The sequence below is a fragment of the Pantoea sp. BJFS-204 genome (genome assembly GCF_049310725.1).
Taxonomy (GTDB): domain Bacteria; phylum Pseudomonadota; class Gammaproteobacteria; order Enterobacterales; family Enterobacteriaceae; genus Pantoea; species Pantoea agglomerans.
Window position 1 is genome coordinate 1,229,425 of the sequence record NZ_JBMOWE010000001.1, and the last position, 24,470, is coordinate 1,253,894.

The following is a 24,470-nucleotide window of genomic DNA, read 5'->3' on the forward strand; positions in this document are numbered from 1 at the left end:
TAAATCATCTGTTTGTGCACAGGATCATCATTTGACGTTTTTTGCGGCAATGCCAGGCGTGTAATGTCCGATAATTCGGCAGATTGACTGTGAATTAACCAGCAACCTGCCATTAGTGCTGCCTGATTATCATTCAGCAAACTATTTATCTGGTTAACCGCGCATTAGCAGTTAATGTTAATACTCTCCAGTGCTAGGCGCTTATCCAGCGTTTATGCGCTGCTATTTTCACTACACTCAAAATTAAAAACCAATTAACAGTTTGCTATAAGTTTTTTAACCCAACATTCCAGGGTCGGGCGGGTTGTCAGAAAATTCTTGCCCTGCCGCCCGTAATCAGCCAAATTAGTCGCCGCTTTTCCCTTCTAATAACAATCTTGCGCATGGAAAACTCACATGACGCGGACTTAATTCCTGTCCCGAAACAGGGTATGAAAAAACTGAGGTACATGTGTCAACTGCAAACAAACACACTGATGAGGCTGTCAGTCTCAATGCGTTTAAACAGCCGAAGGCGTTCTACTTAATCTTCTCGATTGAGTTATGGGAACGTTTTGGCTTCTATGGCCTGCAGGCCATTATGGCGGTTTACCTGGTGAAGCAACTGGGGTTGTCTGAATCAGACTCCATTACCCTGTTCTCTTCATTCAGTGCGCTGGTGTATGGCCTGGTCGCGATTGGCGGCTGGCTCGGTGATAAGGTGCTGGGTACCAAACGCGTCATCGTGCTGGGTGTCCTGGTGCTGGCGCTGGGCTATGCGCTGGTGGCGTTCTCCGGTCATAACGTCAGCATTGTCTACATCGGTATGGCGACCATCGCGGTGGGTAGCGGCCTGTTTAAGGCAAACCCCTCTTCGCTGCTCTCTACCTGCTATGACAAAGATGATCCGCGTCTCGACGGTGCTTTCACCATGTTCTATATGTCGATCAACATCGGTTCACTCTTCTCAATGATGCTGACACCGTGGTTAGCGGCGAAATATGGTTATAGCGTAGCCTTCTCACTGTGCGTTATCGGTCTGATCATCACCCTGTTTAACTTCCTGTTCTGCAAACGCATGGTTAAGGATTACGGTTCTAAACCCGATTTCGCTCCGTTGCAGATCGGAAAACTGCTGATGACGCTGGTCGGCATCGTCGTACTGATCGCACTGGCCAACTGGATGCTGCATCACCAGTCTATCGCACGACTGGTGCTGGCGGTGATTGCCCTGGGTATCGTGCTGGTGTTTGCCAAAGAGGCCTTTGCACTGCAGGGTGCGGCACGTCGTAAGATGATTGTTGCCTTCCTGCTGATGGTCGAAGCGATTCTGTTCTTCGTGCTTTATATGCAGATGCCAACGTCACTCAACTTCTTTGCTATCCGCAACGTTGAGCACACCATTCTCGGCATTACTTTTGCCCCCGAGCAGTTCCAGGCGCTGAACCCGTTCTGGATTATGCTGGCCAGTCCGCTGCTGGCGGCGCTCTATAACAAGCTGGGCGATAAACTGCCGATGCCGCACAAGTTTGCCTTTGGTATGGTGCTCTGCTCCGCTGCGTTCCTGGTGCTGCCGGTGGGTGCGAAGTTCGCCAGCGATGCCGGTATCGTTTCCGTTAACTGGCTGATCCTGAGCTATGCGCTGCAGAGTATCGGTGAGCTGATGATCTCTGGCCTCGGCCTGGCGATGGTGGCACAGCTGGTGCCTCAGCGTCTGATGGGCTTTATCATGGGTTCCTGGTTCCTGACTACCGCTGGCGCGGCGGTGATCGCCGGTAAAGTGGCAAACCTGATGGCCGTGCCTGAAAACGTTACCGATCCACTGATTTCGCTGGCGACCTACAGCCGCGTATTCCAGCAGATTGGTATCGTGACGGCGGTGATCGCCCTGCTGATGCTGATTACGGCGCCGATGCTGAACCGCATGGCGCAGGATCCTGACGCGAAAAAAAATAACGTGCAGGCGTAATTCACGCTGCACTTCAGCTAAGCCGGGCTCTGCCCGGCTTTTTTTATGGCTTGCCGCAACGCCCTTCGCAGATCCCTGATCTTTGTCACTGGTAATCCCGCTTTGACTCTTTACTATGCAAGGATCCCATTGCAACAAGGAGTACCTGGTCATGAAACTGTTTTGCAAAGCGGGTGCCTGCTCTCTCTCACCCCATATTGTTATGCGTGAATGCGGACTCGACTTCACTCAGGTGAGTGTTGATCTGGCCACAAAAATCACTGAACGGGGCGATGACTTCCGCCAAATCAATCCTAAAGGCCAGGTGCCCGCGCTGCAGCTCAGCGACGGTTCTGTGCTGACGGAAGGCGTCGCCATTGTTCAGTACCTGGCGGATCTTAAGCCCGATCGCCATCTGCTGGCACCGGTTGGCAGCCTGACGCGTTATCACACCGTGGAGTGGCTCAGCTACATCAGCAGTGAGCTGCATAAAAGCTTTGGGCCACTGTTTCGCCCTGGTTACTCCGATGAGGTGAAAGCGGAGACCCGCAACCAGCTGGAAGCAAAATTCCGCTATGTCGATGAGTCACTGCGCGACAAACAGTGGCTGATGGGGCTGCATTTCAGCGTGGCGGATGCCTATCTGTTTGTGGTGACGCGCTGGGCAAAAGCGCTGGGACTGGATTTATCCGGCTTTACGGCGCTGGGCGCGTGGTTTGATCGTGTCGCGGAACGTCCTGCGGTGCAGGCGGCGCTTAAAGCGGAAGGCTTAGCCTGAGTCAACAGGGCCGGTTATCCGGCCCTGATGCGTTACAGTTTTTCTGCCGCGAAGTGCTGCGTCGGCGTGGCGATGGCATCCTGTGCCGCCACCAGCTGCAGTTCATATTCGCCCATCTGATGGGTTTTCAGCATCACCTCGTATACCGCTGCGGTGACATGCTCCAGCGCATCCTGCAATGATTTGCCGTGCAGCAGATTAACCAGCAGCAGACCGCTGGTGAGATCGCCCACGCCGACCGGCTGACGGACACCGAAATCGACCAGCGGACGGCTGATGTGCCAGGCATCTTCCGCCGTCACCAGCAGCATTTCAAAGCGATCGCTGCGACGACCCGCACGCGCCAGATGCTTCACCAGCACCACGCGTGGTCCCTGGGCAATCAGTGCCCGCGCAGCGTCTACCGCCGCGTCGACGTCCGTGACGGTGCGCTCGCTCAGCATCTCCAGTTCAAGCAGGTTCGGAGCGATAATGTCGCTGGCAGGCATCGCCATTTTACAGTGAAACTCCGCCACACCCGGTGCTACGATGCAGCCTTTCTCCGGATGGCCCATGACCGGATCGCAGAAGTACCAGGCATTCGGGTTGGCCGCTTTGACCTGACGGACAATCTGCAGAATCTGCTCGCCCTGCTCTGCCGATCCCAGATATCCGCTCAGGACCGCGTCACAGGTCTTCAGGCGGTCGATGTCAGCAATGCCTTTAACAATGTCGGTTAAATGCGTTGCAGGCATCACCGTGCCGGTCCAGTGGCCATATTGCGTATGGTTGGAAAACTGCACGGTATTCAGCGGCCAGACGTTTGCGCCCATACGGCGCATCGGAAACTCAGCCGCCGCGTTACCGGCGTGACCAAAAACAACGTGCGACTGAATCGCTAAAATATTTTTCACTTGTTTGCCCTGTCCTGCCTTGCCATAAAAAAGGGCCGGAAACCGGCCCTGAAATCTTACTGCCAGTTAATCAGGCAGTAATGTTTCTTGCCGCGACGCAGCAGCGTATAGCGGTTAAACAGTTTGTCACTGTCGCTAAAGCGGTACTCCGCATCGGACTGCTTTTCACCGTTCAGTGAAACGGCATTGGAGCCGATCATGGTGCGCGCCTGGCCACGGGACGGCACCAGCTCTGCTTTTACCAGCGCCTGCTGCAGATCATCGTCAGCGCCCAGCACGATAGTTGGCATACCATCCTGCGCCAGCTGTTCAAAATCGGCTTCGGTCATTTCGCTCACGGATCCGGAGAAGAGGCTGGCAGTAATGCGTTTCGCCGCAGACAGACCGGCTTCGCCATGCACCAGACGCGTCACCTGCTCAGCCAGCACGTACTGCGCACGTGGCGCGGTGCCGCTGTTTTTATCTTCTTCTTCCAGCGCGTTGATCTCTTCCATGCTCAGGAAGGTGAAGAACTTCAGGAAGCGATAGACGTCAGCATCCGCGGTGTTGATCCAGAACTGATAGAACTTGTACGGGCTGGTTTTCTTCGCATCCAGCCAGACTGCGCCGCCTTCGGTTTTACCGAATTTGGTGCCGTCAGACTTGGTGATCAGCGGAACGGTCAGGCCAAAGACCTGGTTCTGATGCAGACGACGGGTCAGATCGATACCGGAGGTGATGTTGCCCCACTGATCAGAACCGCCAATCTGTAGCGACACACCGTGCAGCTCGTTCAGACAGGCGAAGTCATAGCCCTGCAGCAGATTATAGGAGAACTCGGTAAAGGAGATGCCCTGATCGTCACGGTTCAGACGCTGCTTCACCGCTTCTTTGTTGATCATCTGGTTAACAGAGAAGTGCTTGCCGATATCACGCAGGAAGGTCAGCACGTTCATGCCGCTAAACCAGTCGTAGTTGTTGGCAGCGATGGCGCTGTTGCTGCCGCAATCGAAGTCGAGGAATGGCGCCACCTGCTGGCGGATCTTTTCAACCCATTCGTTGACGGTTTCACTGGTATTAAGTTTACGCTCTGCGGCTTTGAAGCTCGGGTCACCAATCAGGCCGGTTGCACCACCGACCAGCGCCACCGGCTTGTGGCCGGCATCCTGAAAACGCTTCAGGCAGAGCAGCGGTACCAGATGGCCCAAATGCAAGCTGTCAGCAGTGGGGTCAAAGCCGCAATAGAGCGAAATTGGCCCCTGCGCCAGTTTCTCTGTTAACGCGTCTTCATCCGTCACCTGGGCGATTAGGCCCCTCTCCTGCAATTGTTGTATCAGGTTACTGCTGGTCATTACTGACTCCAAATTGATCAGACTGCACCTATGCTGGTACACAGCTTTCCGCTGAGTTGCGGAATCGAAAAAAATCAGGGCTATAGCATAAAGCGCTGACGCTTTCTGTGCCAGCGCTGATAGGGGCGAATCGTGCAGATTCAGGGTGCCAGACGGTCGATTTTCCAGCCGTCGTGATCGCGCTGATAGATGAAACGATCGTGCAGACGATGTTCGCCACCCTGCCAGAACTCCATCGTGTGAAATTTCACCCGGTAGCCACCCCAGAAGCTGGGCAGCGGCACTTCGCCCTGCTGGAACTTCTGTTTAAGCTCCAGGAACTTTCCTTCCAGAATACCGCGTGCCGAAATACGGCTTGACTGCTTCGACACCCAGGCACCAATCTGACTGTCGCGCGGACGACTGTGGAAATATTTCAGCACCTCGAGGGGCGACAGTTTTTCCACTTCACCCAGCACCATCACCTGACGCTCCAGATAGTGCCACGGGAAGTGCAGAGAGATGCGCGGATTGTGCGCCAGCTGCAGCGCCTTACGGCTGCCGAGGTTGGTGTAAAACACCATGCCCTGCGCATCGTAGTGCTTCAGCAGCACGATACGCTGCCATGGCTGGCCCTGCTCATCCACGGTTGCCACGGTCATGGCGGTAGGATCGGGCAGTTTTGCCTCGCAGGCCTGGCTTAGCCACTGTTCAAATAGCGCGATCGGATCGTCCGGCAGATCCTTACGACGCAATCCACCGCGGGTATATTCACGCCGCAGATGGGCAATGGTGTGTAGCGTTTCGCTGTCGCTCATAATGCTCGCCTATTCAGATAACAAGTCAGCTGGCAGGTTGCAGCTCACAATCATTCACGACAATTTTATCGTTACGTTCGATAAATGCGCCGTTTCCTTTGGACCAGAACACATAGGTGTTATCGCTGTAGCGTGCGCCGGACGCGGATACCGTCTGCTTCAGCGTCAGAGGCTGCCCATCCATGATGAAACTGACCTGCTGCTGCGCCTCGTCCAGCGTCACGGTCAGGGGCATGGTTCCGCAGCGATAGTGCAGGGTCTGCGGCGACGGCGGCTGTTTATGCATCAGGCTACAGCCTGACAGCAGTAGCACCGCGGCAACGGTTAATCCTTTCAACATAAGCGGGTCTCCTTCACGAGTGAAGCTGGCATTATAAGAAGGATTGGGCGCGAAGTAAGTGGGAATCCACGCCAATCTGGCAGATGCTGTCACTCAGGCTGAATTATTGCGCCTTTTCAGACGGTTGTCTGAATGCACAGGCCGCGTTCTCAGGCTACGCTCTATAGATCTTAAGCGAGGAAGACAAACATGAAATTTGATAACGAAGATGCATTTAAGCTGGCAGTGGCGTTTATGAACCACAAAGAGAATGCCACCATCGCCAGCAGCTACTTTAAAACCTTTATCGACACCTACCAGAAATTTGACCGCTGGCTGAGCGCATCAGACCCGGTCAGCGCCATGAAAGCAGAAAAAGCGGCCGCCAAAGCGGGCGAAGACTCCATCCTCTGATCCCCTTCTCCACAGGTCCGATAGCCTTCAGGGTATCGGACCTGTGAATCCCGCCAGACATTCACCCCATTGCTCACTATTTCCGCACAGCTATTCTGGCTTTTACGGAAATATCCGCTCTGGCTGCCGTGCTTATTTCCCGCATCAGCATCGATCTTATTTCGGTACAGCGCATCCTCTGCTGAAATGGCCCAGAACGGCTGGGTACATTTGCAATAAATGCTATTTCGCGCCGTCATACCCTCTAATCAGCACCACACACTCCGGTTTTGTTTAAAAAACAGGCAGCGAGACGCGACAGGGCCAGCAAACCTGATAAAGCCGACTATGCTGTAAACGTTCGGATATACTTCATGGAGCAGAAAAAATGAAAATGAAATCCCTGTCAGCCATTGCGTTGCTGGCTCTCTCTTTAGGTACGCTGGCAGGTTGTGCCTCAAACCAGTCGATTAAGACCACCGATGGCCGCACGATTGTCACCGATGGCAAACCGCAGATTGATTCAGATACTGGTCTGGTTTCTTACCGCGATGCTCAGACAGGAAAAACTGAGCAGATCAATCGTAATGAGATCAGTAATATGAGTGAACTCGACAACTAATATAAGGTGAATAAGATGAAAAAAGCGCTGATTTTACCTCTCGCCGCATTGATTGGTATGACCGTATTAACCGGCTGCACCCGTACCAGTTATGCGATTCAGACTAACGATGGACGCACCATTATTAGTGATGGCAAGCCTTCTGAATCGGATGCCGGCCTGCTGGCTTATACCGATGCAAATGGCGTGAAGCAGCAGATTAATAAAGCGGACGTTAAAGCGGTCTCTGAAGTACCGAAGAAATAATCCGATCGCTGTTGCCCGATGAATAAAGCCGCCCACGAGCGGCTTTATTTTTGTCTGCGCCTGGCACGAAGTGGCGCACAGGCCCGGTTTTATTCCCCGGTGGTTTATAAATCAGAAATATCCGCTGCGGCGTGGCCATAATATGGCAGGCAACCGTGCGGATAGTGGTGCAGATAATAATCTGATAACGAAATGCGCCGTTCCGCCCTTATCTGAATTTCCGGCAACTTCCAGCTTTTTTAACCAGCATAATAGCTCAGTTTATTTCTGACGAAAAAACCCAGCCTGTTTTTATGCTTTGATATGAGTGGTTTACCGCCTCGATTAAAGGTTCACTTTATTTTTGGTAAATTTTAATCATAGCGCCCTGCTGTTTCCCACCTTTTAGTCCGGAACGCCTTTAACTAGACTCTTTATATCGCTACTTAATCAGGAGGGTGCAGATGGTTTATCACGACAAAACAACGGGTCATATGATTCTTGGTGAAGCTGCAATTAATCTGGCGTTTGACGAACAGGAGATTACGCTGGTAGCACTGATTCGCCAGCTGAGCGACATGGCCGAACAGGAGCGCAACGATGAGCGGGTCACGCAGATTGCCGATGCGCGCAACTGGCTCAAAGGTTTTATCGAATCCTCAACGCGCGACCGTGCCGAATTAAACTGGCTGGTCGAGACCGGACAGGCACCGGTTTCCCTTAAAGATTATCGTTAGTTATGTGCGGGTCATTGCTGTTTATTTTGGGTGCCGGGCGCGCGCCTGGCCTCACCGCCAGAGACGCTGGGACAGCGTGGCAGTGGAATAGTGCATGTCGGCCAGAATGTGACCAGAACGTGAATTGCAACGCTCTGCACCCGGCTCCTGCGTCCGCCTGAAACGGCTTCCACGCAGATTGATGAGTGCTATTGCTCTGCACTCATCGGCCTGCCATCTGGCCATTAACCGGCCTTCGTCGGCTTCTCTCCACCTGCCGTCACGGTCAGCGCGTCAGCGGCTCCCCGTTTTCAGTCACCTGCAGCGTTTTTGGATGTTTCGCTGTAGTGGTTTCAAACCCACCACGGGCAGCAAAAACAGAACAGCCAATGGCTGCCACAAGTGTCAGTAAGATTGAGGTTTTCACGAAACGCGCCTTAATTTTCTTCGCTACAGGATAAAGCGTGAAAGCCTGGCACATAATCAGATGGGGGGAAAGGAAAGTGCAGAATTTCTCTGTCTGGAAGCCCATGTCCGGGAAGTCTGTTTACTGATTGAGCGGCCTTGCCTGGTTACCCCAGTACTTTCAATGCCAGCGCCAGCGTCTTTTCTTCGTTAGTCACATCGCTGACCTTACCTGCCACCCGCAATCCAAAAGCAATACAGAGAATTAAACCGGCTGCTGCCTCGCTGTCCAGCGTGTTATCGATAGATCCATCCTGTTGCCCCAGCTCCAGCAGCGAGACCAGGAAGCGTTGATTACGCTGAACGACCTCATCAATGCGCTGCGCGAGTGGCTGATCCATCGTCTGCAGCGCAATCGCGCTGGCGACGACCAGACAGCCGCAACGCCCTTCTGTGGCACGTGCCGAATCCAGGTAGAATTGCAATAGCTCGGTTATTTTCCCCCGCCCGCTGGCACAGGGTGCCAGACGACGGTGCAACTCACTATTTCTCAGCAACAGATAGCGTTCGAATACCAGCAGGAAGAGCGAGCGCTTATCTTTAAACGCCTTATAGATGCTGCCTGCGGAGAGATGCATCGCCTCACCCAGATCGTTCATTGAGGCCGCGTGATACCCTTTTTGCCGGAAAACGATCATGGCGTGATCCAGAGCCTGTTCGATCCCGAACTCTCTGGGGCGTCCCCGCTCTTTGTTTTTATACGTTGTGGCTGTCGTGGTCATTGTTACCGGCCTGGGGAGGTGTGTTGCTGTCAAAATCAATGGCGATTCTATCCCAGGCGCGGGTAACAAGCCAGGCCGTCCGCCACCCGTCACGCGCAGACGGCCCGTTATTTCCCGGACGCGTTAGTATGATTCGCCGCCGTCTGGTCTGCGGTGCAAGCCGGACGCGGTTCATTCAGATAAGGATGTTGTCTCTGTGCGGCCTTTTTCCCGCTGCTGGCTGCGCTTCAGCGCGTTTATTTTTATCAGCCATAACGTAAATTGCTTAATAAGCAGGCTGGCGTGGTTTTCATTGTCAGCAAAACATAGAAAGAGTCGGGTTTTTATATTGCTGTTATCGTCGATCGCATAAATCTCATATTCGTCATGATGGCGGGATTTTATGATTGCTGTGAAATGTATTGCGGGCCAGAGCATCACTCTGGCTTCAAACTGCCTGAAATTCATTATATTTACCTGGTAATTTTCTTAAAATACCCGATGAAAAACTGCTCATCGGGTCAGGCAAAGCATAACTTCCTGCCACTTTAATCGCGTGATAAAAAAAGCTTTTAGCAGAGGCCGCGGCTTCAGCAGCAGAGGAACATCGGGTCAGCCTTCACTTAAGCGCAACCACAGGCAGATCGGTTATCCGGGTGGTATAGGCAGGCGACAGCATCTCGCGTTTCATCGACCAGGCTTTGTTGATCCCCTGCCCGGCAAACCACAACTTCCCGCTGCCGAGCTTGTTGACTGTGTCGATCAGCTTCATCAGCTCTTCGCTATTGCGGCGTGGCTGATGTTCGTCAAACAGATCAAACTGAGCCACGCCCTGGCTGAAAAAATCCCCCAGCACGATGCCGGCCTTCATATAGCGATGTCCCTCAATCCAGATATTATCCAGACACGCCATTGCAACTCTGATGATGTCGCGTGTGTCCTGCGTCGGAATCAGCAGTTGCTCCATCGACTGATTGCCATAAAAGGGTTCGTCAGTCGCATGCGGACTGGTGCGCACAAATACCCCTACCTGACGGCAATATTGATTCTCACGGCGCAGCTTCTCCGCCGCGCGCTCGGCATACGCGCAGACAGCCTCGCGCATCTGATCGTAGTCGGAGATACGGCTGCCAAACGAGCGCGAACACATGATTTGCTGTTTTACCGGCGTCACTGACTCCAGCTCCAGGCAGGATTCGCCACGCAGCTCTCTGACAGTGCGCTCCAGCACGACGCTGAACTGTTTGCGGATGGCCTCGGTGCTTTGACCGGCCAGATCTTTTGCCGTCATAACGCCCATAGCGTTGAGCCGTTTGCCGATCCGATGACCCACGCCCCAGACTTCCGCCACATCAATCAGCGCCAGCAGCTTTTTTTGTCGTTCAGGGTTCGACAGGTCGACAATGCCGCCGGTTTTGCTCCACTTTTTGGCCGCAAAATTCGCCAGCTTGGCCAGCGTTTTGGTCTGTGCAATGCCGACGCCCACGGTCAGATGGGTCTCTTTGCCTATTCGTTCTCTGACCTGGCGACCAAAGGTCTCCAGCGCCATACAGTTCTGCACGCCGGTGAGATCCATAAAGGCCTCGTCGATCGAGTAGATCTCCACCGACGGCGCCATCTCTTCCAGTATGGTCATCACCCGATGGCTCATGTCAGCGTAGAGCGCATAATTTGAGCTGAAAACCTGCACCGCGTGACGCGTTAGTTCTTCACGCATTTTAAAATAGGGCGCGCCCATTTTGATGCCGACTTTCTTTGCCTCGGCGCTGCGCGCAATCACGCAGCCGTCGTTGTTCGACAGCACTACTACCGGTTTACCTTTAAGGTCAGGCCGGAAAACGGTTTCACACGACGCGTAAAAGCTGTTTACGTCGACCAGCGCGAACATGGTCAGTGGGTCGCTTTAATAACAAAGGTCACAACGCCAAACACCTCCAGCGCATCTTCGGTCTGGATAGCGATCGGTTTAAATTTGGTATTCATCGGCATCAGTTGCAGGCAGGGATGAAGCTGGAGACGTTTAACGGTGAATTCACCTTCGACCGCGGCGACCACAATATCGCCGTGTGAGGCGGTGAGTGAACTGTCGACCACCAGCATGTCACCATCATTGATGCCCGCCTCAATCATTGACTCGCCGCTGACCCGGACAAAATAGGTGGCGCTGGGGTGCTGGACCATCAGCGCATTGAGATCAATACGTTGTTCGACATAATCCTGCGCCGGGGATGGAAACCCGCACGGCACACGTTCGATATATAGCGGTAAAGGCATAACGGCACGAATGTCCGCAGGTTTAATGAATTCCATAATTTCGCTCCTTTTTCAGATTACTGTATATAAACACAGTAATAGCTAATCCCCCTTTTAATCAAGTGACATGGAACATCTTTAAGCGAAAGGGTTGATGGTAATGCACTTTTTTTTAAACGTTTTTTCGCATTGCCGTCAGAGTAAGCAGAAACGGGTTACTTTCGCCGCACCGCCGGAATAGCGTCGATTTCTTCTTACAGTAAAGAATCTTATAAATTCACCGGCTGATTATTTTTACTTAAGGAAAATCTGACAACGCTTCTCTGGCATTCGGAGAGGTTTGAATATTACGGGCGGGCTGGTTATTCTGCTTTTTTAAGCATGGAGGGATTATGGCAGACGACGATCGAATCAAACATCTGGAAGAGGCAGTTGCGCAGTTAAGGGTTGAGACTACGGTATTAAAAGCGATACTCGGTCAGCAAATTGCGCTGAATAATCTCAATTACAAAGGGAAGTTTGACGATGTACTGGCGGCGCTGGCGAAAGAGTATGCCGAACGCGGTCTGGAAGAGGGCAATAACCAGGCTATCCATGATGCCCTGCGTCAGTATATTAAATATGAGCCACCCGCAATGGAATAAGCGGATTTTCCGGCAGCGTCCGATTGCCGGACTTTACCGGCTCCTGAACGCTGCCACCGCCCTGTCCTGCACCGCCTCCGCAGCAGCCTCAGACGATACCGGTTAGTGTTTAAACCTCGCTGTCACTCTCCAGCGCATCCTGAATCGCGTCGGCCAGATTAGCAACTTCATTCGCCACGGCCTGCAGATCCCAGGCGGTTTTTGAGCCGGTTGCAGAGGTGGAGGCGCTGACGGACTCCTTTGCCACTGACAGAGCAGCAGCCACGGCGACCGAACGTTTATGTTGTTCCTGAGTCATGCCCGCAGGCGGAATTGCGAAATAGTCGTGAACCATGATCATTTCCTTGTGATAAATAAGGGGTCAACCTTAGCCTTCTGCATCAGGCGTGGGAAGTGAATTATGCGGCATGGCCTGTCAGACGGCCAGGATTGCAGCAGCACAATCGCACCCGCCACTTTTCCAGCGCTGAAACCTGTACAACTTTGGCTGAAATCTGCGGAAAAAAGCGATTTTAACGCATTGATGTGTCGTCAGCACAATCCCCAGCATGCTGGTCTGAAAATCGCCACCCCTCTGAAAACCTCACCAACTCACTGTATTTATTCAATTAACCATCGAAAACCTCTTTTTTCACTTTAAACATGCTTTTTATATACACCACCGACCAGTTAAATTTTGTCAAATTTCATTGTACAACTTTGCGATTCTTGTATAACTTTGTCTCGTGATGTTAAATCACTTGTAACGAAAGGTGCTTTGCACCGCATCTGAAGGTGTTGTGGATTTCCACCTTCAGATGCATTTTTTTTGCGTCAGCCGGTGACCGGATCTGAATCGACGCGTTCTTCCCCCCATTTCTTATGAGGCCTGACATGCAAACAACGATGAATACAGAGTCTCAGATTTCTGATTACTTCATGAACTCTGGCACAGCGCTGACCACTGAAAAACAGGTTATCGCCGCAGTCCATGCCGAACTTGCCCATGCGAAAACCCATGTCTCCGATAAAGACATTGTGCTGGGCCTGATTCACCGCCTGGAGAGTGAGCGTGACGTGGTTAAGCAGGATATTTACCGTCAGGCGCTTGAACATGTTCTGCAGCGCGCTTCGGCGACCAGCGACAGCTAAAAATCTGTGTCTGTTATGAGGGAACGCGAATTAGCATGGATGCTTTTCCCGTCCGGAATCAGCCCCTGTTATGGGGCTTTTTTTATTTCTTCTGCTCTGAATCACTTGTCCCCTTCACACCGCTAAGATTGCCTGCCCCACCGGACCAGATATAGCTCCGGAAAACACCGTTTTCGCCATTTATTCAACCTGAAATTCCGGTTAATTGCTGTCGTTTCGCTTTATTTATCCGATATCTGTGTCCAGGCTTTTTCTGCATCCACTGCAAACACAGTCGAGGAAAATAATCATGTTTCATCATTCATCAAAACTTCAATTCCCGGTTCGTGTAGAGAAACCCGATCCAGAATTTGCCATGCTGCTCCAGCAGGCCATCGGCGGCGTCGAAGGTGAGATTCGTGTAGCGATGCAATACTTTTTCCAGGCGATGGGCGCGCGCGGTGATGTGCGGATTCGTGATCTGCTGATCTCGACCGCTACCGAAGAGCTGAGCCATATCGAAATGCTGGGCTACGCCGTGGCGCTTAACCTTGAAGGCGCCCCGCTCTCTTACCAGGAAGCGTCAGCGAAAGATCCGGTGGTTAATGCGATTCTGGGCGGAATGAACCCGCGCCATATCCTCTCTTCCGGTCTGGCAGCAATGCCGGTTAACGCCAACGGCATGCCTTTTGATATGAGTCATATCTATGCGTCCGGCAACGTGGCGGCCGATATGCTGGCTAACGTCACAGCAGAAGCCACGGGCCGCGTACTGGCTACCCGCCTCTACAACATGACGGAAGACAAGGGCATGAAGGACTTCCTCTCCTTCCTGATCGCCCGTGACACCATGCACCAGCAGCAGTGGCTGGCGGTGATCGAAGAGATGGGCGGACTGAACGCGTCGCTGCCGATCCCGAACAGCTTCCCGCAGGAGCATGAGGCGCAGGAGCACTCTTACTACTGTCTGAATACCTCGCTGGATAAACCGCTGCCGGAAGGTCGCTGGAGCAGTGGCCCGGCTTACGATGGCCATGGTCAGTTCAGCGCGAAACAGCAGCCAGAGATTCTGGGTGATGAGCCGCTGCTCGGCAATGCGCGTCCCGGTTCTGGTGCGCAGTCAGAGCAGATTGACGGCATTACGTCACCGAAGCCTTAACTGACACAGGCGTGCCGGTCCGGGCCACACCGTGCGGTGTGACCCGGACCGGTTTTTTTACGCTAACGGATTTTTATGGAGGAATATTCATGTCATCGACTCAACGCCCGCAACCCCCTTTTGCCGAACAGCAACAAACGCCACCGGGTAAAACCGCGGCGATGCAGCCTCAGCCCGATCACGGCGAGCAGAGTTATCAGGGCTCCGGCCGCCTCACGGGGAAAAAAGCCATTATTACCGGTGGCGATTCCGGCATTGGCCGGGCTGTCGCCATTGCCTTTGCCCGGGAAGGGGCCGATGTCCTGATCTCCTATCTTGATGAACATGAGGATGCGCAGGATACCGCCCGGCTGGTTGAAGAAGCGGGACAGAAAGCGGTTCTGGTGCCTGGCGATATTACTGAGGCGTCACACTGCAACGCCCTGGTCGATAAAGCCGTCGAAGCCTTTGGTGAGATTAATATTCTGGTGAACAACGCGGCGTATCAGATGACGCGCGAATCGCTGGATGAGATCAGCGACGAAGAGTTTGACCGGACCATGAAGACCAACCTTTACGCGATGTTTTACATCACTAAAGCGGCAACACGGCATATGCCTGCTGGTGGATCGATCATTAATACGGCCTCGATCAATGCTGACCAGCCGAAACCGAAGCTGCTCGCCTACTCCGCCACCAAAGCAGCCATCGTTAATTTCTCTGGCGGCCTGGCAGCCTTACTAGCTGAAAAAGGTATCCGTGCCAATGCGGTCGCGCCTGGCCCCATCTGGACGCCACTGATCCCGTCGACCATGCCGGTTGAACAGGTGAAGAACTTTGGCAGCGAAGTGCCGCTGCAGCGTGCCGGTCAGCCTGCAGAACTGGCTGCAACCTATGTGATGCTGGCCAGTGATGAAGCCAGCTACATTTCAGGAGCGACCATCGCCGTGACGGGCGGTGTGGCCATTATTTAACGTTCGCCGATTCCCTGGTCGCTTCGGCCAGGGGATTAGCTATCAGCTTCTGCGTTATCCCCCACTGGTAGAGTTGTTCCCGCGCCAGATTCTTCATTTTCACTTCGCACATGATATCGAAATCCTGAAACGACAGTGCCCACGTATTCAGCGTCGGATTAAAGAAGTAATCAGAGTGCGCCCGCAGCTTGCTTTTGCTCACGCCCAGCTGCTGCTGATCGGGCCAGCCCTCCTGCGGAATCATCCCCCCCTGCGAAATCGAATAGTGCAGCACCGGCCGCACGCCGCGCCACGAATCGATCACTCTGGCAACACGCGCGTCATCCGGCTGAATAAACTCACTCTCTTTTACCCAGTGATGGTGAATATCCAGCACCACCGGACAGAGCGGTGCTGCCTGCAGCACGTCATCCAGCGAGCAGGAGATCTCATCATTTTCCACCGTCAGCATCCGCCGCGCTTCCGGGCTGAGCTGATTAAACGACCGTTTGAAACCGTCGAATCCCGCCTTGCCGTTCATATGAATGTTGATTTTAAAATCCTGGAAGGTCTTGCCATATCCCATCAGACAGGCGCAGAGCGTGTGATACTCCACATCCTCCAGCGCGCGCACCACCACATCGGGATTATCGGAGGCGAGCACGGTATATTGTCCTGGATGGAATGAGAGACGGATATGATGCGCCCGCGCCAGCTCGCCACAGCGGGCAAAGAGCGGATAGAGTTCGGGCAGAAATTCGGTGAACAGTGGCGTGGCCTCGGGAACCGTATAGAGCGGTAACAGATCGCTGCCAATACGCATCATCCTGAGTGGCTCAGGTAAGGTGGCCAGATGCTCAAGCGTCAGGTAGAGATTGTTGAGGTTGGTGACGGTAATCTCATAGATCAGCTGATTGCGTTCATCGTGCGATAAACTCAGAAACCGTTTACGGGTGGTGGCGCGAAACGGGAAAAACTGTTTGCCATCGCTGTTGAGATACTTACATGCAAAGCCTAATTTCATGTCTGCTCCTGATTTATGCTTATCAGAAGTGTAACAGGCCCCTGGCGACCAGCCAGTCGCGGGCCGCAGACTCAGGCTGAATAATTACAGGGAGACTCACTATGCAGGGCCATGAGATCCAGCGCATCGCCATTGAAGCGGCTGAGCGGCTGCCCGCCGCTGAATGCAGCTATCCATTCGGGCCGGAACATCAGGTCTATAAAGTGTGTGGAAAAGTGTTTTTACTGCTGACCGAACTACGGGGTGTGCCGATTATCACCCTGAAATGCGAACCGCAGCAGGCGGAGCTGCACCGGGTGATTTATCCCTCGATCACCGCCGGTTATCATATGAATAAACGTCACTGGATCACGGCCTATCCCGGTGACGACCTCTCGCCTGGCTTGATTCAGCAGCTGGTTGAGGATTCGTATCAGCGTGTGGTTAAGGGTATACCCGCCTCGCGCCGCCCGGCCTGGGTGGGATAAAACCCGTGGAGGGGATACGTGTGCACCGGAAAGAAAGTTTGCTTGATAGCAGGCAAGATAAATAGCAGGGCCAGCATTGTTCTGGCACCTGCCGTCATCTCTCAATCAAAGAGAGATCTGGGGATTTTCAACGCCACAGGCACGGGCATAGCGGGCGAGTGTTTCAACTGTGGCTTTATCTGCGCGACGCTCGGTGCGTGACACTGCCGACGGGCTGACACCGAGCGCCTCCGCGACCTGAGCGCTGGTCATTCCGGCGCTTTCCCGCCATTTGGCTAACTGCTCGCGCAGGTGCTCTGCCCGAACTTCTGCCTCGTAATGTTCGCGAACAGCCGGATCAGATAAAATTTCTTTGCGGGCCGTCGTCCACGCAACTGATTTCTTACTCATCGTTTAACATCTCCTCTAAACGGTGCGCCGCTGCCGTCATGACTGCTGCTGGCGTTTTCTTTGTCTCTTTCACAAAAGCTTTCAGGATAAAAATACGTCTGCCTTTCTGGTAAACATACACCGCTCGCCCAATCTCATTGGCCTTCGCCCTGAGCTCAAAAAAACCCGACCCTAACGGTTTGGTATCCGGCTCTCTCAAATCAGTTCCACGGGCAGCCAGTTTATCTATTTGCCGGGCCAGCTTAGCCCGGAGCATCTCTGGCATTGCCTTAATTTCAGTGAGCGCGTCCTTGTGTATCGTTATCTCAAACATAGATCCTCCGTTGGAGTTAAGTTAACTCATGAGTTAACTTAACTCAAGGATCTATATTTCCTCAAACGGGGGAAATGAATCCAGTCGCTATCCTTGCGAAACAGCTCTGATCCGCGGAGCATCTGACACCGGCCCGGCACTCAGTGGTGCAGCATCTCCTCCACGACCTGTGAGTCCATCATCTGGTAAGGATAATAGGTCGGCCAGTTATCCATCTCTGCCAGCAGGGCTTGCTGAGAATCGTTGCCCATAAAGATATGGAAATGGGCAGATTTACGCGGCCCGATGGTGTGGTCGCTGAACTGCACATATTTCGGCGCTTTGCTGCCCGCGTCCTGGCATTCAAACAGGTAGCGCACCCCTTTTTTACCTGAGGCATAGGTCAGGATTTTGTGGCCCGCATACCGGTAGTGGCAGGCGCTGACCTGGTCGCCGATGTGGAACTCCATCACGCCATTTTCAATACCGATGGTATCGACGTCGGTGGCGTAGCCCTTGCGGTAATACGCTTTATACTCCTCTGCCGTTTTGCTGTGATCCTGCTGCGCTTTCTTCTGCCAGACCGGGTCCAGCTCCCCGCTTTGCAGCAGCGGATAAACCGACTGCCACAGGCCATCCCAGTCAGCGAGCGGACGATCTTTCACATCGCTGTCAGCAAAAACCCCTTCTGCCGCTTTCTGCTCCAGGGCTGACAGCGGTTTTCCATGTGCATGCGTGCCGTGTGCCAGCGACGGCTGGCTGACTAACAGTGCGCCCAGTAGCCCAATCCATTTACCTGCATGATTCATCAAAGTCTGATACCCCGGTCAACGTTACAAAATGAAATGTTATGATATAACATTTCTAATCTCAACCGAAAGAGGCGAACGTCAGCATTAATTTTATTAATCGGTTAATGCCCTGCATCAGGCAATGAGCGCCTCCTGCGGCGGCAGATTCTGCATCCTCTGAAAGCACACTATCCGTATAGCAGGCGCGGGCTGGAATGCCGTTAAGCCAGACGGCACAAGGCATGAATAAGCGAAGCGATAATCCGGATTGAGAGATAAGTGCGCATTTCTGGCGGACAAAAAAGGCACAGTCGTCACAGTTAAATGCCCGATTTAACCTCAGTATTGTTCAGGTTGTTCTATATTTAGTGTCGTCGAAAGTAAAATAACAGCTGGAGCATGAATTAATGTCGAAAGAAACAGAGAAGAAACCCCTGAGCGAGCGCGCCCCGACCACCGGTCCGGAATCCTCAGAGCCGGGTCTGGGTTCACTGGCACCAAAAGATGGTTCGCATCAGCCCCCAGCCGAACCGACTCCGCCAGGCAAGCAGCCCACCGCCCCAGGCAGTCTGAAAGCGCCTCAGACGCACAACGCCAAACTTGACCAGCTTGAAGCCAGCCGCAAAAACGGCACCGACCGCGCCCTCACCACCAACCAGGGCACACGCATCGCCAACGATCAAAACTCACTGCGTGCCGGTTCGCGCGGTCCGACGCTGCTGGAAGACTTTATTATGCGTGAGAAAATCACGCACTTTGACCATGAGCGTATCCCGGAACGTATCGTTCACGCCCGTGGCTCAGCCGCACATGGCTATTTTCAGCCTTACCGCTCCCTGAAAGATCTGACCAAAGCGCAGTTCCTCAGCGATCCCGAGCAGACCACGCCGGTTTTCGTGCGTTTTTCTACAGTTCAGGGCGGTGCAGGATCGGCTGATACCGTGCGTGACATTCGCGGTTTCGCCGCCAAGTTCTACACCGAAGAGGGTGTCTTTGACCTGGTGGGCAACAACACGCCGGTGTTCTTTATTCAGGATGCGCATAAATTCCCTGACTTTGTGCATGCCGTTAAGCCGGAACCGCATAACGAAATCCCGCAGGGCCAGAGCGCCCATGACACCTTCTGGGATTACGTCTCTCTGCAGCCGGAAACCATGCACAACGTTATCTGGGCGATGTCTGATCGGGGTATTCCGCGCAGCTATCGCACCATGGAAGGTTTTGGTATTCACACCTTCCGCCTGATTAACGCAGAAGGTAAAGCGACCTTTGTCCGTTTCCACTGGAAGCCGGTGGCCGGTAAAGCGTCGCTGCTGTGGGACGAGTCACAGAAACTGACCGGTCGCGATCCCGATTTCCATCGCCGCGATCTGTGGGAAGCCATTGAAGCGGGGGATTTCCCGGAATATGAACTGGGCCTGCAGCTGATCCCGGAAGAGGATGAGTTCAAATTTGACTTCGATATTCTGGATGCCACCAAGCTGATCCCGGAAGCGCTGGTGCCGGTTGAGATTGTCGGCAAGATGGTACTTAACCGTAACCCGGACAACTTCTTTGCTGAAACCGAGCAGGTGGCGTTCCACCCAGGCCATATCGTGCCGGGCCTCGATTTCTCCAACGATCCGCTGCTGCAGGGTCGTCTGTTCTCCTATACCGATACGCAGATCAGTCGTCTGGGCGGACCGAACTTCCATGAGATCCCGATCAACCGTCCGACCTGCCCGTACCATAACTTCCAGCGTCAGGGCATGCATCGTCAGGATATCGACACCAATCCGGCGAACTACGAGCCGAACTCGATCAACGATAACTGGCCGCGTGAAACCCCACCTGCTGCAGAAGGCGGCGGCTTCGAGAGCTATCAGGAGCGGATTGAGGGCCATAAAGTGCGCGAGCGCAGCCCCTCATTTGGTGAGTACTATGCGCAGCCGCGCCTGTTCTGGCTGAGCCAGACTGAAGTCGAGCAGCAGCACATCATTGGTGCCTACTCGTTTGAACTGAGTAAAGTGGCGCGTGCTTATATCCGTGAGCGTGTGGTGGATCATCTGGCACGCATCGATACTAAACTGGCGCAGGGCGTGGCGGATAACCTGGGACTCGCTCTGACGGATGAGCAGCTCAACATTCAGCCGCCTGCGCCGGTGAATGGCCTGACCAAAGATGACAGCCTGAGCCTCTACGCCATTCCGGATGGCGAGATCAAAGGTCGCCAGGTCGCACTGCTGCTCAGCGATGGTGTGAAGGCGGCTGATGTGCTGGCGATTTTGCAGGCGCTGAAAGCGGTAGGTGTTCACGCCAAACTGCTGGCTCCGCATATGGGCCAGGTGCGCGCCGATGACGGTTCAGTGCTGCCGGTCGATGCGACGTTCGCCGGTCTGCCCTCTCTGACCTTTGATGCGGTGATGGTGCCGGATGGCAATATCGATGCCCTGCTGCTGAGCGGCGATGCCCGTTACTTCCTGCTGGAAGCCTACAAGCACCTCAAGGTGATTGGTCTGGTGGGGGAAGCGCGCCGCTTTAAAGCGCAGTTCGGTCTGGAGGATGTGGATCAGGAAGAAGGTATTGTGCAGGGCGACTCGGCGGAGAGCGCGCTGATGTCTGAGTTCACTCAGGCGATGAAAGCGCACCGCGTCTGGTCGCGCAGCCAGAAGGCACAGTCCGTCCCGGCCTGATGTCAGCGGCACGATGCCGCATGCCGCGTCACAAAATAAAAAACCGCCCTTGGGGCGGTTTTTTTTATCAGAAGGTCTGCCAGTTATCGTTGTCCGCCAGGCGGGCAGGCTGAAGTTTTGGCACGGCAAGGGCTTTCGCCACCGGCGCAGCAGAGAACGCCACCTGCAGAGTGCCGGTTTTGAATACCGATACCGTTTTACGCAGGTAGCTCGCCTGCTCTTCCAGTGAGGCGGCGGCAGTCGCGGACTCCTCCACCAGCGCGGCGTTCTGCTGCGTCACACCATCCATTTCCGAGACCGCTTTGCAGACCTGCTCAATGCCACGGGTCTGTTCAGTCGAGGAGGCCGCAATCTCTTCGATCAGCTGCGTGACACGACTCACCGACGTCACGATGCTCTCCATCGCGACGCCCGCCTGAGAAGCATGACCGGCACCGGTTTTAATTCGCTCGGCTGAGCGGTCGATCAGTCCCCGGATCTCCTGCGCGGCGCTGGCGCTGCGCCCGGCCAGCGAGCGCACTTCACCCGCTACCACTGCAAATCCACGACCCTGCTCACCGGCACGCGCGGCTTCAACGGCGGCGTTCAGCGCCAGAATATTGGTCTGGAAGGCGATACTGTCGATAATGGCGATGATACCGGCAATCTGATTCGAGCTTTCGCTGATCTGATCCATATTGGCGATGACCCGGGCGACAGTCTCACCGCCCTGCATGGCCGTGGCTGAAGCCTCTTTCGCTACCGTGGTCGCCTGCTGCGCATTGTCTGCATTGAGTTTCACCGTTGAGGTGAGCTGCTCCATACTGGCTGCGGTCTGTTCCAGCGCGGCAGCCTGCTGTTCGGTACGGGAAGAGAGATCGGTGCTGCCCGCAGAGATTTCCGCTGCACCGGTAAAGATAGAGCGGGTGGCGTCATCGACCGAGGTAATGGTCACCACCAGCGCATCGCGCATCTGTTGCAGCTCCTGAATCAGCAGGCCCATCTCATTGCGGCCTTCATGCTGAATATCGGAGGTCAGATCGCCGCCTGAAATGGCGCGCATATGGCCGGTCAGCCTGCCCAGTGGGCCAATCAGCAATTTCTGCAGCCCAATCCAGACCGCGACCCCAATCACGCCGGTGATCAGGCCAATAGTCAGCAGCGCCCAGAGCGCATCCGTCAGGCTACGCTGGTTATGCTCCGAGGACGCTTTCATCAGCTGGATGTTCACTGCACGCCAGGCCTCATAGGCACTGTCGAGCTGGTCCTGCGCCGCCTGTGCTTCAAGGTTGCCGTAGCCCGCGTAGTTGCCCTGCTTCAGAAAGGTAATGGAGGCCAGCATGGTGTCACGCATCTGCTGGTAGGCGGTCTGCACCTGCGTCGCCTGGGCTTCACCCTGGCCCTCTTTGCGCGGCAGCGCCTGCCAGGCTTTGAAGTCCGCATCGGCAGCAGCAGCAGACTTTCCAGCCTGCTCCAGCAGCGCAGCCATGGCTGCCAGTGATTTTGGATCCTGCTGATTTTTCAGGAAACGGATTGCCACGCGGTTGATGGTGACGCGGGTTTTAATCAGGGTTTTTACCGCGTCACTCAGATGCTGCTGCTGCAGCGTAAGCTGCTCTGCCGCCACGAAGTTTTTATCGGCTTTTGAGACGCCGTTATAGAACAGAAATCCGGTCAGGGTCAGTAACGCCACAAAGACCACCAGAACAGCAGCGATACCGTGAGTGATTTTAAGATTTTTAAGCATGTCCGCAGGCTCATATCAGAGGAGATAAAGCTGTTATCGGCCAGCGCGGCGTTTATCTGAGTGTTGCACCAGAGAAGGTAACAATCCGCAGGATGGAGGGTGCTGTCAGCGCGCCGTTACGCAAAAAAAGCGGTGCGGCTCAGCCTGAACGCATTCGGCGCTTAACAACCGTCCCCGTGCTGTGGTTGAATTCGCCCCTTATCTTTTTTGCACGTGGTTATCATGCATTACATTCAGAGTCTGATGAGTTTTATTGAGGGAAACAGGGTACTGTCGATCAGCTTCAGCCTGTTGCTGCTGATTATGGCCGGGATGGTCACTCACCTGATCTGCAAATTTTTCATCGTCAAAGTGATCAGGAAGGTCTTTTTCAGCAGCCACAAAAAGGGCGTGCCGCTGGATAAAGATGTCCGCCTCTCTCAGAAGCTGTCAAATTTTGTGCCGGTGATTGTGGTCTACAATTTCCTGCAGTTTATGCCGGGCCTGCCTGAAAATCTGAAAGTGGCGATTCAGACCATCTGCGGCATCCTGTTTTTTGTCTATCTGTCGATCTTCTTCAACGAAGTGCTGGAGATTGTTAACAACTCCTATTCGCGCAAATCAAAACGCAAGAATCACTCGATCAAAGGCTATATCCAGATCGGAAAAATTCTGGTGCATATTATCGCCGCGATCATGATTCTGGCGATTATGTCCAACAAGTCACCGGCGATTATCATCTCCTCGCTGGGTGCGGTCGCCGCGGTGCTGATGCTGATCTTCCAGCATACGCTGTTGTCGCTGGTGGCGAATATTCAGCTCTCCTCTAACGATGTGCTGCAACTGGGCGACTGGATTGAGATGCCGGACAGAAATATCAGTGGTGAAGTGATCGATATTGCTCTGCATACCATCACCATCCGCAACTGGGACAACACCATTTCGCGCATCCCGACCAAGAACTTCCTGACCGAGACCTACACCAACTGGCAGGCGATGTTCTCCTCGGGCGCACGCCGCATCATGCGCAGCTTTTATCTTGATCAGAAGTCGATCACCTTTGTGAATCAGGAGATGCTGCAGGCGATGAGCCAGATCCGCCTCGCTGGCGAATCGATCACTGAGCTGCTGGATGGACGTGATATCAATGCCGTGGGCGACCGCTGGTTTATGGAGAACGGTATCACCAATCTGATGGTGTTCCGTAAATACCTGACCGCCTGGCTGGCGCAGCGTGACGACATTCAGAAAGAGATGTATATCGTGGTGCGACCGCTGAAACCGTCGCCGGATGGATTGCCGGTGGAGATCTACTGCTTCACCTCCTCTATTTTCTGGGCCGATTACGAAAATACTCAGGCAGCGATTTTTGAGTATATCTACGCGATGGCCCGCCACTTTGAGCTGCAGATTTATCAGCATCCGGCAGGATCCGATTTTGCCCGTCTGGCTCAGCCGCGCCCCGACAGCCGGGACGCACAGCAGAGCGGCGGGCAGTAACCAGAATGCGCGGTGGCGATCTGCCGCCGCCGTGATTCACGTTTGCTCAGCGCATTAACTTTTACTCAGCGCATAGTTCAGCACTTTGTCATTTTTCATCTGCACGGTCAGCGTCTGCCCTTCGGTGGTATTCAGGGTGCGCGCCTCGCTGTAGGTCCACTTCAGCAACCGTTGCCCGTCCGGGTAAGGCGTTTCACTGTCAGGCTGACCGAACAGCGCGATCAACTGGGCTTTAGTGGTCTGACCGGCATGAATTTGCTGCAGATTACTGCTGTCCAGCCTGTGTCCGACCCGGTTAGAACAGGCGGAGACCAGCAACAACAACGCGGCTAACAGAACTCTTTTCCTCACGTAACATCCTTCT

29 protein-coding genes are annotated in these 24,470 nt (G+C 54.0%); 13 read left to right on the forward strand and 16 right to left on the reverse strand.

Translation table 11 applies throughout. From position 1 onward, the window contains the following. Window positions 1-451: 451 nt before the first annotated feature. The gene (gene dtpA, locus ACO6VX_RS05600; RefSeq protein ID WP_010245419.1) at window positions 452-1,948 is read left to right on the forward strand and encodes a dipeptide/tripeptide permease DtpA; all 1,497 of its coding nucleotides are present in this window, start codon (window positions 452-454) and stop codon (window positions 1,946-1,948) included. Between the two features lie 151 nt (window positions 1,949-2,099). Further along, window positions 2,100-2,705 (forward strand): glutathione transferase GstA, encoded by a 606-nt coding sequence (gstA, locus tag ACO6VX_RS05605; protein WP_158149342.1) that lies wholly within the window; start codon window positions 2,100-2,102, stop codon window positions 2,703-2,705. 32 nt (window positions 2,706-2,737) lie between these two features. On the opposite strand, the gene pdxY is transcribed toward gstA, so the two are convergent. The 4 genes from pdxY to ACO6VX_RS05625 all read right to left on the reverse strand — a co-directional run bounded on the left by pdxY (window position 2,738) and on the right by ACO6VX_RS05625 (window position 6,066). Continuing rightward, window positions 2,738-3,598, reverse strand: coding sequence for a pyridoxal kinase PdxY (gene pdxY, locus ACO6VX_RS05610; protein WP_010245428.1), 861 nt, complete (start codon window positions 3,596-3,598; stop codon window positions 2,738-2,740). Window positions 3,599-3,654: 56 nt separating this feature from the next. Further along, on the reverse strand, window positions 3,655-4,929 hold the full coding sequence (gene tyrS / locus ACO6VX_RS05615; protein ID WP_422457873.1) for a tyrosine--tRNA ligase: 1,275 nt from the start codon (window positions 4,927-4,929) through the stop codon (window positions 3,655-3,657). A 140-nt stretch (window positions 4,930-5,069) separates the two neighbouring features. Beyond that, window positions 5,070-5,726 carry a pyridoxamine 5'-phosphate oxidase gene (gene pdxH / locus ACO6VX_RS05620; protein WP_010245431.1) on the reverse strand — a complete coding sequence of 219 codons (657 nt, stop codon included), beginning with the start codon at window positions 5,724-5,726 and terminating at the stop codon, window positions 5,070-5,072. Window positions 5,727-5,751: 25 nt separating this feature from the next. Next, window positions 5,752-6,066, reverse strand: a complete 315-nt coding sequence (locus ACO6VX_RS05625) for an MliC family protein (RefSeq protein ID WP_010245432.1) — start codon at window positions 6,064-6,066, stop codon at window positions 5,752-5,754. Window positions 6,067-6,255: 189 nt separating this feature from the next. On the opposite strand from ACO6VX_RS05625, the gene ACO6VX_RS05630 reads away from it, so the two are divergent. The 4 genes from ACO6VX_RS05630 to ACO6VX_RS05645 all read left to right on the forward strand — a co-directional run bounded on the left by ACO6VX_RS05630 (window position 6,256) and on the right by ACO6VX_RS05645 (window position 8,022). Next, window positions 6,256-6,459, forward strand: a complete 204-nt coding sequence (locus ACO6VX_RS05630; protein ID WP_003848989.1) for a hypothetical protein — start codon at window positions 6,256-6,258, stop codon at window positions 6,457-6,459. A gap of 367 nt (window positions 6,460-6,826) precedes the next feature. Further along, entirely contained in the window at window positions 6,827-7,060 is a 234-nt protein-coding gene (locus tag ACO6VX_RS05635) for a YgdI/YgdR family lipoprotein (RefSeq protein WP_010245442.1), read from the forward strand. A gap of 15 nt (window positions 7,061-7,075) precedes the next feature. After that, a complete protein-coding gene (locus ACO6VX_RS05640; RefSeq protein ID WP_010245445.1) occupies window positions 7,076-7,306 on the forward strand; it encodes a YgdI/YgdR family lipoprotein in 231 nt (76 codons plus the stop codon). Between the two features lie 443 nt (window positions 7,307-7,749). Then, window positions 7,750-8,022 (forward strand): hypothetical protein, encoded by a 273-nt coding sequence (locus tag ACO6VX_RS05645; RefSeq protein WP_187493079.1) that lies wholly within the window; start codon window positions 7,750-7,752, stop codon window positions 8,020-8,022. A 265-nt stretch (window positions 8,023-8,287) separates the two neighbouring features. Here ACO6VX_RS05645 and ACO6VX_RS05650 read toward each other — a convergent pair whose 3' ends face one another. From ACO6VX_RS05650 to umuD, 5 genes are all read right to left on the reverse strand, one after another. After that, window positions 8,288-8,428, reverse strand: a complete 141-nt coding sequence (locus tag ACO6VX_RS05650; RefSeq protein WP_223563798.1) for a hypothetical protein — start codon at window positions 8,426-8,428, stop codon at window positions 8,288-8,290. 145 nt (window positions 8,429-8,573) lie between these two features. Further along, window positions 8,574-9,188 (reverse strand): TetR/AcrR family transcriptional regulator, encoded by a 615-nt coding sequence (locus tag ACO6VX_RS05655; RefSeq protein WP_022625720.1) that lies wholly within the window; start codon window positions 9,186-9,188, stop codon window positions 8,574-8,576. A 171-nt stretch (window positions 9,189-9,359) separates the two neighbouring features. Next, entirely contained in the window at window positions 9,360-9,635 is a 276-nt protein-coding gene (locus ACO6VX_RS05660; RefSeq protein ID WP_045140392.1) for a hypothetical protein, read from the reverse strand. Between the two features lie 151 nt (window positions 9,636-9,786). Continuing rightward, the gene (gene umuC / locus ACO6VX_RS05665) at window positions 9,787-11,055 is read right to left on the reverse strand and encodes a translesion error-prone DNA polymerase V subunit UmuC (RefSeq protein ID WP_422457878.1); all 1,269 of its coding nucleotides are present in this window, start codon (window positions 11,053-11,055) and stop codon (window positions 9,787-9,789) included. A gap of 2 nt (window positions 11,056-11,057) precedes the next feature. Beyond that, entirely contained in the window at window positions 11,058-11,477 is a 420-nt protein-coding gene (gene umuD / locus ACO6VX_RS05670; protein WP_010245460.1) for a translesion error-prone DNA polymerase V autoproteolytic subunit, read from the reverse strand. A gap of 335 nt (window positions 11,478-11,812) precedes the next feature. Between umuD and ACO6VX_RS05675 the strand changes: the two genes are divergently transcribed. Next, window positions 11,813-12,064, forward strand: coding sequence for a hypothetical protein (locus tag ACO6VX_RS05675; RefSeq protein ID WP_010670062.1), 252 nt, complete (start codon window positions 11,813-11,815; stop codon window positions 12,062-12,064). 109 nt (window positions 12,065-12,173) lie between these two features. Here ACO6VX_RS05675 and ACO6VX_RS05680 read toward each other — a convergent pair whose 3' ends face one another. Then, on the reverse strand, window positions 12,174-12,398 hold the full coding sequence (locus ACO6VX_RS05680; RefSeq protein WP_010245468.1) for a hypothetical protein: 225 nt from the start codon (window positions 12,396-12,398) through the stop codon (window positions 12,174-12,176). Window positions 12,399-12,937: 539 nt separating this feature from the next. On the opposite strand from ACO6VX_RS05680, the gene ACO6VX_RS05685 reads away from it, so the two are divergent. The 3 genes from ACO6VX_RS05685 (at window position 12,938) to ACO6VX_RS05695 (ending at window position 15,286) form a co-directional block, all read left to right on the forward strand. Further along, window positions 12,938-13,195 (forward strand): biofilm development regulator YmgB/AriR family protein, encoded by a 258-nt coding sequence (locus tag ACO6VX_RS05685; protein WP_022625723.1) that lies wholly within the window; start codon window positions 12,938-12,940, stop codon window positions 13,193-13,195. Window positions 13,196-13,484: 289 nt separating this feature from the next. Beyond that, window positions 13,485-14,333, forward strand: a complete 849-nt coding sequence (locus ACO6VX_RS05690; protein WP_010670061.1) for a manganese catalase family protein — start codon at window positions 13,485-13,487, stop codon at window positions 14,331-14,333. Window positions 14,334-14,422: 89 nt separating this feature from the next. Then, the gene (locus ACO6VX_RS05695) at window positions 14,423-15,286 is read left to right on the forward strand and encodes a glucose 1-dehydrogenase (RefSeq protein WP_191921232.1); all 864 of its coding nucleotides are present in this window, start codon (window positions 14,423-14,425) and stop codon (window positions 15,284-15,286) included. Here ACO6VX_RS05695 and ACO6VX_RS05700 read toward each other — a convergent pair. Beyond that, window positions 15,279-16,289, reverse strand: a complete 1,011-nt coding sequence (locus ACO6VX_RS05700; RefSeq protein WP_422457881.1) for a UV damage endonuclease UvsE — start codon at window positions 16,287-16,289, stop codon at window positions 15,279-15,281. The two genes, ACO6VX_RS05695 and ACO6VX_RS05700, sit on opposite strands and share 8 nt — an antisense overlap. A gap of 101 nt (window positions 16,290-16,390) precedes the next feature. On the opposite strand from ACO6VX_RS05700, the gene ACO6VX_RS05705 reads away from it, so the two are divergent. Beyond that, window positions 16,391-16,756 carry an MmcQ/YjbR family DNA-binding protein gene (locus tag ACO6VX_RS05705; protein ID WP_010245482.1) on the forward strand — a complete coding sequence of 122 codons (366 nt, stop codon included), beginning with the start codon at window positions 16,391-16,393 and terminating at the stop codon, window positions 16,754-16,756. 105 nt (window positions 16,757-16,861) lie between these two features. Here ACO6VX_RS05705 and ACO6VX_RS05710 read toward each other — a convergent pair whose 3' ends face one another. The 3 genes from ACO6VX_RS05710 to zinT all read right to left on the reverse strand — a co-directional run bounded on the left by ACO6VX_RS05710 (window position 16,862) and on the right by zinT (window position 18,247). Further along, a complete protein-coding gene (locus tag ACO6VX_RS05710) occupies window positions 16,862-17,146 on the reverse strand; it encodes a helix-turn-helix domain-containing protein (RefSeq protein ID WP_010245485.1) in 285 nt (94 codons plus the stop codon). Then, the gene (locus ACO6VX_RS05715; protein ID WP_010245489.1) at window positions 17,139-17,459 is read right to left on the reverse strand and encodes a type II toxin-antitoxin system RelE/ParE family toxin; all 321 of its coding nucleotides are present in this window, start codon (window positions 17,457-17,459) and stop codon (window positions 17,139-17,141) included. The genes ACO6VX_RS05710 and ACO6VX_RS05715 overlap by 8 nt, the downstream gene beginning before the upstream one ends. Window positions 17,460-17,599: 140 nt before the next feature. Next, window positions 17,600-18,247, reverse strand: a complete 648-nt coding sequence (gene zinT, locus ACO6VX_RS05720; RefSeq protein ID WP_187510996.1) for a metal-binding protein ZinT — start codon at window positions 18,245-18,247, stop codon at window positions 17,600-17,602. 389 nt (window positions 18,248-18,636) lie between these two features. On the opposite strand from zinT, the gene katE reads away from it, so the two are divergent. Continuing rightward, complete coding sequence (gene katE / locus ACO6VX_RS05725) at window positions 18,637-20,901, forward strand: catalase HPII (RefSeq protein ID WP_422457884.1); 2,265 nt, start codon at window positions 18,637-18,639, stop codon at window positions 20,899-20,901. A 67-nt stretch (window positions 20,902-20,968) separates the two neighbouring features. Here the strand turns inward: katE and ACO6VX_RS05730 are convergent, their stop codons facing one another. Continuing rightward, window positions 20,969-22,627 (reverse strand): methyl-accepting chemotaxis protein, encoded by a 1,659-nt coding sequence (locus tag ACO6VX_RS05730; RefSeq protein ID WP_111533759.1) that lies wholly within the window; start codon window positions 22,625-22,627, stop codon window positions 20,969-20,971. A gap of 222 nt (window positions 22,628-22,849) precedes the next feature. On the opposite strand from ACO6VX_RS05730, the gene ACO6VX_RS05735 reads away from it, so the two are divergent. After that, window positions 22,850-24,106: a mechanosensitive ion channel family protein gene (locus ACO6VX_RS05735; protein WP_010245507.1), complete on the forward strand. Its 1,257-nt coding sequence runs from the start codon at window positions 22,850-22,852 to the stop codon at window positions 24,104-24,106. Window positions 24,107-24,160: 54 nt separating this feature from the next. Here ACO6VX_RS05735 and ACO6VX_RS05740 read toward each other — a convergent pair whose 3' ends face one another. After that, complete coding sequence (locus ACO6VX_RS05740) at window positions 24,161-24,457, reverse strand: hypothetical protein (RefSeq protein WP_033767119.1); 297 nt, start codon at window positions 24,455-24,457, stop codon at window positions 24,161-24,163. Window positions 24,458-24,470 lie beyond the last annotated feature (13 nt).

Bases quoted from the DNA above. Each gene is read 5' to 3' on its own strand.
- gstA (WP_158149342.1), top strand. From the start codon at position 2,100: ATGAAACTGTTTTGCAAAGCGGGTGCCTGCTCTCTCTCACCCCATATT.
- tyrS (WP_422457873.1), bottom strand. From the start codon at position 4,929: ATGACCAGCAGTAACCTGATACAACAATTGCAGGAGAGGGGCCTAATC.
- pdxH (WP_010245431.1), bottom strand. From the start codon at position 5,726: ATGAGCGACAGCGAAACGCTACACACCATTGCCCATCTGCGGCGTGAA.
- ACO6VX_RS05625 (WP_010245432.1), bottom strand. From the start codon at position 6,066: ATGTTGAAAGGATTAACCGTTGCCGCGGTGCTACTGCTGTCAGGCTGT.
- ACO6VX_RS05630 (WP_003848989.1), top strand. From the start codon at position 6,256: ATGAAATTTGATAACGAAGATGCATTTAAGCTGGCAGTGGCGTTTATG.
- ACO6VX_RS05635 (WP_010245442.1), top strand. From the start codon at position 6,827: ATGAAAATGAAATCCCTGTCAGCCATTGCGTTGCTGGCTCTCTCTTTA.
- ACO6VX_RS05640 (WP_010245445.1), top strand. From the start codon at position 7,076: ATGAAAAAAGCGCTGATTTTACCTCTCGCCGCATTGATTGGTATGACC.
- ACO6VX_RS05645 (WP_187493079.1), top strand. From the start codon at position 7,750: ATGGTTTATCACGACAAAACAACGGGTCATATGATTCTTGGTGAAGCT.
- ACO6VX_RS05655 (WP_022625720.1), bottom strand. From the start codon at position 9,188: ATGACCACGACAGCCACAACGTATAAAAACAAAGAGCGGGGACGCCCC.
- ACO6VX_RS05660 (WP_045140392.1), bottom strand. From the start codon at position 9,635: ATGAATTTCAGGCAGTTTGAAGCCAGAGTGATGCTCTGGCCCGCAATA.
- umuC (WP_422457878.1), bottom strand. From the start codon at position 11,055: ATGTTCGCGCTGGTCGACGTAAACAGCTTTTACGCGTCGTGTGAAACC.
- umuD (WP_010245460.1), bottom strand. From the start codon at position 11,477: ATGGAATTCATTAAACCTGCGGACATTCGTGCCGTTATGCCTTTACCG.
- ACO6VX_RS05675 (WP_010670062.1), top strand. From the start codon at position 11,813: ATGGCAGACGACGATCGAATCAAACATCTGGAAGAGGCAGTTGCGCAG.
- ACO6VX_RS05680 (WP_010245468.1), bottom strand. From the start codon at position 12,398: ATGGTTCACGACTATTTCGCAATTCCGCCTGCGGGCATGACTCAGGAA.
- ACO6VX_RS05685 (WP_022625723.1), top strand. From the start codon at position 12,938: ATGCAAACAACGATGAATACAGAGTCTCAGATTTCTGATTACTTCATG.
- ACO6VX_RS05690 (WP_010670061.1), top strand. From the start codon at position 13,485: ATGTTTCATCATTCATCAAAACTTCAATTCCCGGTTCGTGTAGAGAAA.
- ACO6VX_RS05695 (WP_191921232.1), top strand. From the start codon at position 14,423: ATGTCATCGACTCAACGCCCGCAACCCCCTTTTGCCGAACAGCAACAA.
- ACO6VX_RS05700 (WP_422457881.1), bottom strand. From the start codon at position 16,289: ATGAAATTAGGCTTTGCATGTAAGTATCTCAACAGCGATGGCAAACAG.
- ACO6VX_RS05705 (WP_010245482.1), top strand. From the start codon at position 16,391: ATGCAGGGCCATGAGATCCAGCGCATCGCCATTGAAGCGGCTGAGCGG.
- ACO6VX_RS05710 (WP_010245485.1), bottom strand. From the start codon at position 17,146: ATGAGTAAGAAATCAGTTGCGTGGACGACGGCCCGCAAAGAAATTTTA.
- ACO6VX_RS05715 (WP_010245489.1), bottom strand. From the start codon at position 17,459: ATGTTTGAGATAACGATACACAAGGACGCGCTCACTGAAATTAAGGCA.
- zinT (WP_187510996.1), bottom strand. From the start codon at position 18,247: ATGAATCATGCAGGTAAATGGATTGGGCTACTGGGCGCACTGTTAGTC.
- katE (WP_422457884.1), top strand. From the start codon at position 18,637: ATGTCGAAAGAAACAGAGAAGAAACCCCTGAGCGAGCGCGCCCCGACC.
- ACO6VX_RS05730 (WP_111533759.1), bottom strand. From the start codon at position 22,627: ATGCTTAAAAATCTTAAAATCACTCACGGTATCGCTGCTGTTCTGGTG.
- ACO6VX_RS05735 (WP_010245507.1), top strand. From the start codon at position 22,850: ATGCATTACATTCAGAGTCTGATGAGTTTTATTGAGGGAAACAGGGTA.